The organism is Sphingomonas sp. 66-10 (assembly GCF_001897045.1).
GTDB classification, from domain to species: domain Bacteria; phylum Pseudomonadota; class Alphaproteobacteria; order Sphingomonadales; family Sphingomonadaceae; genus Sphingomonas; species Sphingomonas lycopersici.
This window is the reverse complement of the sequence record NZ_MKRR01000120.1, coordinates 33,925-46,189: the sequence shown is the minus strand read 5'-3', so window position 1 is coordinate 46,189 and position 12,265 is coordinate 33,925. Positions and strand designations below refer to the sequence as shown.

At 66.9% G+C, this 12,265-nt stretch carries 8 protein-coding genes; 6 read left to right on the top strand and 2 right to left on the bottom strand.

Annotated features, from left to right (window positions below; translation table 11 throughout):
- Positions 1-81 precede the first annotated feature (81 nt).
- Positions 82-1,341 (bottom strand): AI-2E family transporter, encoded by a 1,260-nt coding sequence (locus BGN95_RS12910; RefSeq protein WP_179512050.1) that lies wholly within the window; start codon positions 1,339-1,341, stop codon positions 82-84.
- A gap of 230 nt (positions 1,342-1,571) precedes the next feature.
- On the opposite strand from BGN95_RS12910, the gene BGN95_RS12905 reads away from it, so the two are divergent.
- Complete coding sequence (locus tag BGN95_RS12905) at positions 1,572-3,032, top strand: FGGY family carbohydrate kinase (RefSeq protein ID WP_179512051.1); 1,461 nt, start codon at positions 1,572-1,574, stop codon at positions 3,030-3,032.
- A 132-nt stretch (positions 3,033-3,164) separates the two neighbouring features.
- Here BGN95_RS12905 and BGN95_RS12900 read toward each other — a convergent pair whose 3' ends face one another.
- A complete protein-coding gene (locus BGN95_RS12900; protein ID WP_286772840.1) occupies positions 3,165-4,862 on the bottom strand; it encodes a class I adenylate-forming enzyme family protein in 1,698 nt (565 codons plus the stop codon).
- A gap of 151 nt (positions 4,863-5,013) precedes the next feature.
- Between BGN95_RS12900 and BGN95_RS12895 the strand changes: the two genes are divergently transcribed.
- The 5 genes from BGN95_RS12895 (at position 5,014) to BGN95_RS12875 (ending at position 12,211) form a co-directional block, all read left to right on the top strand.
- Entirely contained in the window at positions 5,014-6,237 is a 1,224-nt protein-coding gene (locus tag BGN95_RS12895; protein ID WP_286772839.1) for a serine hydrolase domain-containing protein, read from the top strand.
- A gap of 43 nt (positions 6,238-6,280) precedes the next feature.
- A complete protein-coding gene (locus BGN95_RS12890; RefSeq protein ID WP_286772838.1) occupies positions 6,281-8,308 on the top strand; it encodes a 3-hydroxyacyl-CoA dehydrogenase NAD-binding domain-containing protein in 2,028 nt (675 codons plus the stop codon).
- Positions 8,309-8,479: 171 nt separating this feature from the next.
- Positions 8,480-9,799, top strand: a complete 1,320-nt coding sequence (locus BGN95_RS12885) for an amidase family protein (protein ID WP_286772837.1) — start codon at positions 8,480-8,482, stop codon at positions 9,797-9,799.
- On the top strand, positions 9,799-10,983 hold the full coding sequence (locus tag BGN95_RS12880) for an acyl-CoA dehydrogenase family protein (protein ID WP_265313625.1): 1,185 nt from the start codon (positions 9,799-9,801) through the stop codon (positions 10,981-10,983). The genes BGN95_RS12885 and BGN95_RS12880 overlap by 1 nt, the downstream gene beginning before the upstream one ends.
- A 100-nt stretch (positions 10,984-11,083) precedes the next feature.
- Complete coding sequence (locus BGN95_RS12875) at positions 11,084-12,211, top strand: acyl-CoA dehydrogenase family protein (RefSeq protein ID WP_265313626.1); 1,128 nt, start codon at positions 11,084-11,086, stop codon at positions 12,209-12,211.
- Positions 12,212-12,265 lie beyond the last annotated feature (54 nt).

Here is a 12,265-nt window from a genome sequence, read left to right as displayed (position 1 = left end):
CGAACCCGCGACCTCCGGCGTGACAGGCCGGCGCTCTAACCAACTGAGCTACACCCGCTTGGAAAGCGTGAGGCGCGCCAACTAGGCGGGTGACCCGGGGCTGTCAACAGGGGTTGTTGAACCTTTTTCATCGCGACGCCTGCCGCGGCGTTCCTGGCGGATCAGCGTGCCGTGTTCGAACAGGAAGCCGGCGATGTCCGGCTTGCCCGCCGCGCCCACCACCGTCTGGATGATGACGAGCAGCGGCACCGCAAGAAGTGCGCCCGGCGTCCCCCAGATCCAGCCCCAGAAGCTGATCGAGATGAGAATCATCACCGGGCTGATTGTCAGCCGGTGCCCGACGATCAGCGGGGTCAGCACATTCGCCTCGATCAGATGGCAGGCATACATCACCCCCGGCGCGGCGAGCGCGGTCCACACGTCGCCGAAGGTCATCAGCGCGCCGATCGCGATCAGCAGCGCGGCGATCACCGGCCCGAAATAGGGGATGTAATTGAGCATCGCGACGATCCCGCCCCACATCAGCGGAGACGGCATACCCAGCAGGTGCAACAGCCCCGCAACCACCAGCCCGAGCATGATGTTGATCACGGTGATCGTGCCCAGATAGGAGGAGACGTGATCGACCACGTCCTGGATCACCCGCGCGGTCGCCATCGCCCCGCCGAAGCTGTTCCGGCTGGTGATCACCCGTTCGCGCAGCCGCCGCCAGCCGGAGAGGAAGAAGAAGATCACCAGCACCGCGTAGAACAACTGGATGATCGCCGCCGGCGCCGAGCTCGCGACCAGCTCGAGAATCGAATTGGGCGGCGCGACCGCCGCGGCCGCCGGGGTCGGACGGATCGGGGTCGAGGCGATCTGATGCAGGGTGCGGTTCGCGTATTTTTCGAGGCTCGAATAAAGATCGAGCAGCGGCGCGAGATTTTCCTGGATCCGCCCGATTCGCTTGGGCAATTGGCGGAAGAAGTCGATCGCCGGAAAGACGATCGCCGCCACCACCACATTCGCCGCGACGAGGAACAGCAAGACGCAGATCAGCGCTGACAGCGCCGAGGGGATGCGGCGCCGTTCGAGCCATTCGAGCATCGGGATCAGCGCGATGCCGACGACCAGCGCGATCGTCGTCGGCAGGAAGAATTCCGCCCCTGCCTTGAGCGCGAACGGCGTGCCGATCACCACGCCGATGCCGACGAGCAGGGTCAAAGCGGCGAGCAGCCGATCGCGGCGCAACGCGATCCGCGCATCCTCGATCCCGTCGGCGGTCAGCGGCAGGCCAAAGGCGCCCTCCGCCGGCGGCGCGGGCGGAGCATTGTCGGGCGGCGTGGGGAACCGATTGGCCATGGCCTGACCCTAGGACGGATCGATATTCAGCGGAAACACGATTTTTCCCGCCTCCCCTTCGTCACCCCGGCCCTGCGCCGGGGTCCATCGGGAGGCAGGCGGGAGGCAAGAGGTTCCTGCCAATGCGCGTGAGGCACGACGGATCCCGGCGCAAGGCCGGGATGACGGTGGATCTGGAGAACCAAACCACCCGAATTGCCGCCCATCGAGAACCTCGCTAGCCTCATCTCATGAGCGAAACGATCCTGGTTATCGACGAGGGCACCACCTCCACCCGCGCGATGCTGCTGACGCTTGACGGCCGCTGCCTCGCCACCGAACAGACCGAGCTGACTCAGCATTATCCCCGCCCCGGCTGGGTCGAGCATGATGCCGACGAGATCTGGCGCAAGACGCTGAGCGTCGCGGGGGCGATGGTCGCGCAGGCCGGCGGGCCTTCGCGAGTCGCGGCGATCGGCATCACCAACCAGCGCGAAACGATCGTCTTCTGGGATCGCGAGACCGGCAAGCCGCTCGCTCCGGCGATCGTGTGGCAGGATCGCCGCACCGCCGAAGACTGCCGCGCGCTGCGCGATGCCGGGCACGAGCCGATGGTGCAGGCGCGCACCGGGCTGTTGCTCGATCCCTATTTCTCCGGCTCGAAGATCGGCTGGGCGATGCGCGAATGGCCGCAGCTGCGCGAGGCGGGCGACCGGCTGGCGATCGGGACGATCGAATCGTGGCTGGTGTGGAAGCTCACCGGCGGGGTGCATGTCACCGACGCGAGCAACGCCAGCCGCACCGCGTTGATGGCGCTCGACGGCGGGTGGGACGACGAATTGATCGCGCTGTTCGGCGTGCCGCGCGCCGCTTTGCCCGAGATCGTCGATTGTGCCCGCGAGGTCGGGCGCACCACCTTGTTCGGCGATTCGATCCCGATCACCGGCATGGCCGGCGACCAGCAGGCCGCGACCGCCGGGCAGTCCTGCCTGACGCCGGGGGATACCAAGGCGACCTTCGGCACCGGCGCCTTCGTGCTCACCCAGGCGGGCACCACCCCGCCGCGGTCGGACAACAGGCTGCTCGCCACCGTCGCGTGGCAGATCGGCGGCGAGCGGCATTATGCGCTGGAGGGGTCGGTGTTCGTCGCGGGGAGCCTGATCAAATGGCTGCGCGATTCGCTCGGGCTGATCGCCGATGCGCGCGAGACCGACGCGCTGGCGCGATCGGTGGCGGACAATGCCGGGGTCTATCTCGTCCCCGCGCTCTCCGGGCTCGGCGCGCCGTGGTGGGAACCCGATGCGCGGGCGGCGATCAGCGGGCTTTCCTTCGCCGCGGGCAAGCCGCATGTCGTCCGCGCCGCGCTGGAGGCGATGGCGCATCAGGCGCACGACCTCAAACGTGCCTTCGCCGCCGACGGGCAGGACTGGACCGCGCTGAGGATCGACGGCGGGATGGTCGCCAACGACTGGATGGCGCAGGACCTCGCCGACATGCTCCATGTCACGGTCGAACGCCCGCATTTCGCCGAGACGACCGCGCTGGGCGCGGGGATGCTCGCGGCGGTGGGGCGCGGGTTGTTCGCCGACCTCCACGAAGCACGCGCGATGCGCGGCGAGCGCGAGACGTTTACGCCCGCAATCGACGAAGCGGTGCGCGAGCGGCGGCTGGCCGGGTGGGAGGAAGCGGTGCGGAAGGTCGTGGGGGGTTAAGAGCTACCCGCTTCTCCCCTCCCTTGCACAAGGGAGGGGTCGGGGGTGGGTTGGCCTGCGAGGAAGCGGATCGGTGCCCCACATACCCACCCGCCCCCATCCCCTCCCTTCACCAGGGAGGGGAGTCGAATGTCACGCCGCCGCCCGGTCCTCGAACAGTATCCTCAGATCGCGCTTCAATATCTTCCCGTTGGCGTTGCGCGGCAAAGTCTCGGGCGAGAAGCGGATCGCCACCGGCACCTTGAACGCCGCCAGCCGCTCGCGCACCCACGCCTGCAATTCCGCCTCGGTCGCGCTCGAACCCGGCGCGAGATGGACCACCGCCGCCGGTTCCTCGCCCAAGGTGCGATGCGGGATGCCGATCACCGCGCAATCGGTCACCGCCGGGTGGGCGTAGAGCGCATTCTCCACCTCGCTCGAATAGATATTCTCGCCGCCGCGGATCACCATGTCCTTGGCGCGATCGACGATGAAGCAGAACCCCTCCGCATCCAGCCGCGCGAGATCGCCGGTGCGCACCCAGCCGTCGATGAAGGTCGCCGCGGTCGCCTCGGGCTTGTTCCAATAGCCCTTCACGATCATCGGCCCGCGCGCCCAGAGCTCGCCGACCTCGCCCACCGGCAGTTCCCGCGCCCCGTCCGCGTCCATGATCTTGAGATCGGCGACCGCGACCGGCGGCCCACAGCTTTCGGGGCGTTCGAGATAATCCTCCGCGCCGTGGGTGGTGACGGTCGCGGTGGTTTCGGTCATCCCCCAGCCGTTGCCGGGCAAGGCCTTGAGATCGGTCGCGATCTTGCGCACCAGTTCGGGCGCCGAGGGCGCCCCGCCGTAACCGATCATCTCGAGGCTGGAGAGATCGAAACGGTGCCGCTCGGGGTGTTCGAGCAATTGCCACGCGATCGTCGGCACCCCGCCGGTCGAATTGACCCGCTCGCGCTCGATGATCTCCATCGCGCGCAACGCCTCGAACTTGCGCATGTAGATCGTCGTATTGCCCGCCGCCATCGCCCCCATCAGCCCGGCCGAGAGCGCGGTGGCGTGGAACAAAGGGATCACCGTCAGCGCCACCTTGCGCGTCGGCTCGGGCAAGGCGTCGCCGCGCCGCAACACCATCCGCGCCATCGCGAAGCCGGTGGAGAGGATATTGGTCATGAAATTGCGATGCGTGCCGAGCGCGCCCTTAGGATTGCCCGTGGTGCCGCTGGTGTAGAGGATCGTCGCATCGTCCTCGGGCACCAGATCGACCGCCGGCAACGCACGATCGGGCAGCGACGCCCAGTCGTGCGGGGTGCCGATCACATCCTCCAGCCGCTCCGCGCCGTCGAGCATCGCCGCCGCGCGGCTGACCAGCACGCGTTCGAGCACCGGCAGCGTTTTGCGATGCGGCGCGATTCGCGCCCAGCGCTCGTCATCGCTGATCAGCACCTTCGCCCCCGAATCGCTAAGGCCGTAAGCGAGTTCGTCGCCGGTCCACCACGCGTTGAGCGGCACCGCGATCGCCCCGATCGAGGTGATCGCGAAGAAAGCGACGACCCATTCGGGCAGGTTGCGCATCGTGATCGCGACGCGATCGCCCTTGGCGACGCCGCGCGCGCGCAAATCGGTGGCGAGCGCCGCGATCGCGCGGAACTGCGCCTCGTAGGAGACCCGCTCATCCTCGTAGATCGTCGCCAGCGCCTCGCCGTGGGTGCGCGAGAAATTGACCAGCGCGGCCATATGCGGCGGGGCGTTCTTCCATACCCGCGTCGGCACCCCGCGAATCGCCACCGTTTCCATTTCGAACCGTGCGCCCGGCGCGGTGAGGATCGCGGTCACCTCGTCCAACGTCATCGCTGGCCACGCGCGGGCCGTCGGCTGATTATCCACGGCGAATCTCTCCAACTCGAAAAATGGGTTTGTCAGCGCAGAGGTTAGGATTGATTTTCTTATCACTCAAGCGATAGGGCGTGGAGAAGATTTGAAGCGGGGGTATGGAGCGGACATGAAGATCGCCAAGCCGGAAAAGCATGGGCTCGACTCCCGCAGGCTGGGCGCGATCGATCGATTGCTCAAGGAGCGTTACCTCGATCCGGGGCACTTCCCGCACGCGCAATTGCTGATCGCGCGCGACGGCGAGGTGGTGCATTTCTCGTCGCAGGGCGCGGCGCGCGAGGGCAAGAAGAAGGCGATCGACGAAAGCGCGCTGTTCCGCATCGCCTCGATGACCAAGCCGATCACCTCGCTGGCGTTCATGATCCTGGTCGAGGAGGCCAAGGTCGCGCTCGACACCCCGGTCCACCACGTCCTCCCCGAGCTCAAGGGCGTCGGGGTCTATGACGGCGGTGGCGCGGGGGTGCCGTTCATGACCAAGCCGTGCGCCGAGCCGATGCGGATGGTCGATCTGCTGCGCCACACCGCGGGCTTCACCTATTCGTTCCAGAACCGATCGAACATCGACGCCGCGCACCGCGCGCTCAAGCTGGAGAATTGGCACGGCGATTACGATCTCGACAGCTTCATCGCCGCTCTTGGCAAGCTGCCGCTCGAATTCTCCCCCGGCACGCGCTGGAATTATTCGGTGGCGACCGACGTGCTCGGGCTGGTTGTCCAGCGCGTGTCGGGGATGAAGCTCGAACGCTTCTTCGCCGAGCGCATCTTCGCCCCGCTGGGGATGAACGACACTTTCTTCACCGTCCCCACCGACAAGCTCGACCGGTTGGTCGATTGCTATACCGTCATCGAGGGCAAGGGCCGCCAGATGTTCGATCGCGCGAGCGAGAGCATGTGGGCGACGCCGTTCAAATTCGTCTCGGGCGGCGGCGGACTGGTGTCCAGCGCGCATGACTATAACCGTTTCTGTCAGATGTGCCTGGGCGGCGGCGAGCTCGACGGCGCGCGCATCGTCGGTCGCAAGACGATCGAGCTGATGACGATGAACCATCTGCCCGGCAATGCGGACCTTTCGAGCATGTCGACCTCGCTGTTCAGCGAGACGCAGAATGCCGGCACCGGCTTCGGGCTCGGCTTTGCGGTGACGATCGACGTCGCGCGCTCGATGATGCCGGGGTCGGTCGGCGAATATTATTGGGGTGGGATGTTCTCGACCGCCTTTTTCATCGATCCCGTCGAGCGGCTGTCGATGGTATTCATGACCCAGCTATCGCCGTCGATGCTCTATCCGATCCGCCGCGAGCTGAAGACGATGATCTATTCCGCGCTGACCTGAGCGCCGGCGCGCTTCCTGTCCGATCAATTGGAGACCTGAAATCATGACCTCCCCTGTCCGCACCGAACGCCACGGCGACGTCCTCGTCATCATCTCCGATTCGCCGCCGGTCAACGCGCTCGGCGCGGCGGTGCGCGACGGGCTCGAAGCCGGGGTGAAGGAAGGCATCGCCGATGCATCGATCACCGCGATGGTGCTGCGCTGCGACGGCCGCACCTTCTTCGCCGGCGCCGACATCACCGAATTCGGCAAGCCGCCCAAGGGTGCCTCGCTGCATGAGGTGATCGACATGATCGACGCCTCGCCCAAGCCGGTGGTCGCCGCGATCCACGGCACCGCGCTGGGCGGCGGGTGCGAGACCGCGCTCGCCTGCCATTATCGCGTCGCGGTGCCCTCGGCGGTGATCGGCACGCCCGAGGTGAAGCTCGGCTTGTTGCCCGGCGCCGGCGGGACGCAGCGGCTGCCGCGCCTCATCGGGATGAGGGCCGCGCTGCCGATGCTCGCGATCGGCGATCCGGTGCCGGCGAAGAAGGCCGCCGACCTGGGGCTGATCGACCGCCTGGTCGGCGAGGACAGCCTCGAAGCCGATGCGATCGCCTTTGCGCGCGAAGTCGCCGCCAAGCGCCCGATCCCGCGCATCCGCGACAAGGATGCCAAGGCCGACCCGGAAGCGGTCGCCGAATTCCGCAAGGCCAATGCCAGGAAGTTCCGCGGTTTCGACGCGCCCGAGGCGAACATCCGCTGCGCCGAGGCAGCCACCGAGCTCCCCTTCGACGAGGGGATGGCATTCGAGCGCACCGAATTCATGAAGCTGATGATGGGGGTCCAGTCCGCCGCGCAGCGCCACATCTTCTTCGCCGAGCGTCAGGCGGCCAAGATCGACGACGTGCCCGCCGATACCAAGCTGCGCACCGTCAACCGCGTCGGCGTGATCGGCGCGGGGACGATGGGCGGCGGGATCAGCATGAACTTCCTGTCGGCCGGCATCCCGGTGACGATCGTCGAGATGAATCAGGAAGCGCTCGATCGCGGCACCGGCGTGATGCGCAAGAATTACGAGGCATCCGCCGCCAAGGGCCGGATCAAGCCCGACGCGCCGGAAAAGGCGATGGGGCTGCTCACCCCGACGCTCGATTTCAACGCACTCAAGGACTGCGACCTGATCATCGAGGCGGTCTATGAGAATATGGACGTGAAGAAGGAAATCTTCGCGCGGCTCGACAAGATCGCCAAGCCGGGCGCGATCCTCGCCTCCAACACCTCCTATCTCGACGTCAACGAGATCGCGGCGGCGACCAGCCGGCCGGAGGACGTGCTGGGGATGCACTTCTTCTCGCCCGCCAATGTCATGAAGCTGCTTGAGGTCGTGCGTGGCGACAAGACCGCCAAGGACGTGCTGGCGACGGTGATGGCGCTGGCCAAGAAGATCGGCAAGGTCGCGGTGGTCGCGGGCGTGTGCCACGGCTTCATCGGCAACCGCATGCTCGCCCCGCGCCAGCAGGAAGCGAACAAGCTGCTGATGGAAGGCGCGACCCCGCAGCAGATCGACAAGGTCCACGTCGATTTCGGGATGCCGATGGGGCCGTTCCAGATGTCCGACCTCGCCGGGGTCGATATCGGCTGGCACCGCGACCCCAACCGCATCGAGACGATCCGTGACGCGCTCTGCGCCGAGGGCCGCTGGGGTCAGAAGAAGCAGGCCGGCTTCTACGATTACGACGAAAAGCGGAACCCGACCCCGTCGCCGCGCGTCGCCGAGATCATCGAGGAATTCCGCCAGAAATCGAACCTGCCCAAGCGCGAGATCACCGATGAGGAGATCGTCGCGCGCACGCTCTACACGATGGTCAACGAAGGCGCGCTGATCCTCGAGGAAGGCAAGGCGCAGCGCGCGTCGGATATCGATGTGGTGTGGATCTACGGCTACGGCTGGCCCGTCTATCGCGGCGGCCCGATGTTCTGGGCGCAGACCGAGGGCCTGAAGAAGGTCGTCGCTGCGCTGGAGAAATACGGCTTCAAGGTCGCCGAGAGCCTGAAGGCGGCGGCCGAGAGCGGCGGCCAGTTGAAGTGACCGATCACGCCACCTCCCGCGCCTTAGAAGAAGGCAGGATAATTTGAGCGCCGCCCGGCGGAGGCAGGAGCCCGGTCGCGAACGGCCGGTGGCTGGACCCCGGCCTTCGCCGGGGTGGCAAGCTCTCCTTTCCCTGCCTTTGCCGGAACGGCGATTTCCTGGAGTAACGCAATGACCGAACGCTCCGCCCTTGAAACTGCCGCCGCCGTCCGCGCCGGCGAGACCAGCGCGTTGCTCGAAACCGAGGCGGCGATCGCGCGGATCGAGGCGCGCGACGCCGCGCTCAACGCAGTGGTGGTGCGCGATTTCGATCGCGCCCGCGCCGCCGCCGCCGCGCTCGACCAGCGCATCAAGCACGGCTTCGACGCGCCGCTGCTCGGCGTACCGATGACGGTGAAGGAAAGCTACGACATCGCCGGGCTCAAGACGACGTGGGGGTTCGAGGCGCAACGCAATTTCACCGCGCAGGACGATGCGGTGCTGGTCAAGCGCCTCAAGGCGGCGGGCGCGATCGTGCTCGGCAAGACCAATGTGCCCGTCGGCCTCGCCGATCTGCAATCGAACAACCCGATCTACGGCCGCACGCTCAATCCGCACGATCACACGCGCTCGGCCGGCGGATCGTCAGGCGGCGCGGCGGTGGCGCTGGCGAGCGGGATGGTGCCGCTGGAGATCGGATCGGACATCGGCGGCTCGATCCGCACCCCTGCCGCGTTCAACGGCGTGTGGGGATTGAAGCCGACCTTCGACCTGCTCTCCTCCACCGGGCATCATTTTCCGGGGAGCGACGGCGCGCGGGTCGCGCTCGGGGTGTGCGGGCCGATGGCGCGCAACGCCGACGATCTGGTCGTCGCGCTCGATGTGCTCGCCGATCATCCGGTCGCCCCGGCAGCACCCCGCGAGACCGGCGCGTGGCGCATCCTGATCCTCGCCGATCACCCCGAGGCGACGCTTTCAGCCGAGATGCGCGCGGCGCTGCAGGCGGTGGGCGACGCCTTCGCCGATGCCGGGGCGAAGGTCGATCATCGCAGCGATCTGCTCCCCGATCTCGCGCAGCAGCACCGCCATTACATGCACATGCTCAACATCGCGATGACGCGCGGCGCGGCGATGGGCGATCGCCCGGTGCCGACGCTCGCCGAATGGTTCGACCTCGGCGATCATCAGGCGCGCAACATGCGGCAATGGGCCACCTTGTTCGGCGATTATGACGCGGTGATCGCGCCGATGTTCGCCACCACCGCCTTCCCGCACGACGATACCCCGCTGGCGCAGCGCCGGCTGGAGATCGACGGCGAGGACACCTCGTTCGGCGCGCAATTCGCCTGGCCCGGGCTCGCCACCTTCCCGATGCTGCCCGCGACCAGCGTGCCGGTCGCGACCGGCAACGACGGGCTGCCGATCGGGGTGCAGGTCATCACCGACCGCTATCAGGATCATCTCTCGATCGCCGCCGCGCGCGCGGCGCACAATCTCATATGGAGCAAGTGATGAGCGACCTCGAACAATTCCGCGCCGAGACGCGCGCCTGGCTCGAAGCCAATTGCCCGCCGGAGATGCGCGAGCCGGTGCGCACCGAAAAGGACGCCGTATGGGGCGGCCGCGACCAGAGCGAGATGACCCCGGCGCAGAAATTGTGGATGGACCGGATGGGCGCACGCGGCTGGACGGTGCCCGATTGGCCCAAGGACTATGGCGGCGGCGGCCTCTCCGCGGCCGAGACCAAAATCCTGCGCGAGGAAATGGCCAAGCTGCGCTGCCGCAATCCCTTGTCGTCGTTCGGCATTTCGATGCTCGGGCCGGCGCTGCTCAAATATGGCAACGAGGCGCAGAAGAAGGAGCATCTGCCCAAGATCGCGCGCGGCGAAATCCGCTGGTGCCAGGGCTATTCGGAGCCCAATGCGGGGTCGGACCTCGCCAGCCTCGCCACCAAGGCGGAGGACAAGGGCGATCACTTCCTCGTCAACGGCCAGAAGATCTGGACCAGCTATGCCAACAAGGCCGACTGGATCTTCTGCCTTGTCCGCACCGATCCGACCAACAAGCATAACGGCATCAGCTTCGTGCTGTTCGACATGCGGACCCCGGGTGTTTCGACCAAGCCGATCCTGCTGATCTCCGGCTATTCCCCGTTCTGCGAAACCTTCTTCGACAATGTGAAGGTGCCGAAGGAGAATCTGGTCGGCGAGCTCAACAAGGGCTGGGACGTCGCCAAATACCTCCTCGGCCACGAGCGCGAGATGATCTCGGGCATGGGGCTCGGCGGCGGGGGCAAGAATCCGCTGATCGAGGGCGCCAAGAAGACGATCGGGCTCGACGACGACGGGCGGCTCGCCGATCCGCTGCTGCGCGGGCAGATCGCGCTGTTCGAGGTACGCGCCAGGGCGTTCGCGGCACAGTCAGAGCGGTTCATCGACGAATTGAAGGCGGGTCAGGCGCACCCCGCCCAGCCCTCGATGATGAAATATTACGGCACCGAGCTCAACAAGGCGCGCTACGAGCTGATGATGGCCGCGGGCGGATCGGACCAGCTCGAATGGGAAAGCGACGCCACCGAACACGGCCGCGAAGTGCGCGCCTGGCTGCGCACCAAGGCCAATTCGATCGAGGGCGGCACATCCGAGGTGCAGCTCAACATCATCGCCAAGCGCATCCTCAACCTGCCGGGCGCGTGACGCGCGAACCGATCCACGCGATAGACCCGTTCGCTCTCCCCGTCATTCCCGCGGAGGCGGGGATGACGGATGGAGAGACGGGATGACGGAGTAAAAGAAAATGCCGCTTTTCCTGAATGACGAGCAGACGATGCTGCGCGACACGGCGAAGGATTTCGTCGCCGAACACGCCCCCGTCAGCCATATGCGCAAGCTGCGCGACGACAATGACGCGACCGGGTTCAGCCGCGATCTGTGGAAGCAATTCGCCGATATGGGCTTCACCGGCATCCTGATCGGCGAGGATCACGGCGGGCTCGGGCTCGGCCATGTCGAGGCCGGGGTGGTGCTGGAGGAGATCGGACGCAACCTCTCCCCCTCCCCGTTCCTCGCCACCGCGGTCGCGGCGGTCGAGGCGCTCAAGGGCACCGACCACGCCCAGCGCTGGTATCCCGGCATCCTCGCCGGCGAGACGGTCGCCGCGCTGGCGATCGACGAGGGCGCCAAGCATCGCACCGCGGTAGGGCTCAAGGCCGAGCGCGCCGGCAACGGCTTCCGCCTCACCGGCAAGAAGCAGTTCGTCACCCACGGGCATGTCGCCGATCTGCTGATCGTCGCCGCGCGCACCGCGGGTTCGCCCGATGACGAGGCGGGCGTCACCTTGTTCGCGGTGCCGAAGGATGCGGCGAAACTCACCGTCACCCCCGAGCGGCTGGCCGATGCGAGCCTTGCCGCGCGGCTCGAATTCGACGGCGTGGACGTCGACGCGGATGCGGTGATCGGCGAGGTCGATGCCGGACGCGGGCCGCTCGGCCGGCTGCTCCGGGCGGGCCGTACCGGCGCGGCGGCGGAGATGCTCGGCGTCGGCGGCGGCGCGATGGACATGACTGTCAATTATCTCAAGGAACGCAAGCAGTTCGGCACGCTGATCGGCAGCTTCCAGGCGCTCCAGCATCGCGCCGCGCATCTCTATAGCGAGATGGAGGTGGCGCGCGCCGCGGTGCTCAAGGCGCAGCAATTGCTCGATGCGGGCGACGATAAGGCCGATGCCGCGGTCTCGGTCGCCAAGGCGATGACCGGCCTCGCGACGATGCTCAGCGTGCAGGAAGGCGTGCAGATGCACGGCGGGATCGGCATGACCGACGAATATGACATCGGCTTCTACATGAAGCGCCAGCGCGTGCTCGCCGAAATGTTCGGCGATGCCAATTTCCACGCCGACCAATTGGCGCGCGCGGCGGGTTATTGATCGCACACGCGACCCGCGACCTTCTATCGTCATGCCGGGCTTGACCCGGCATCC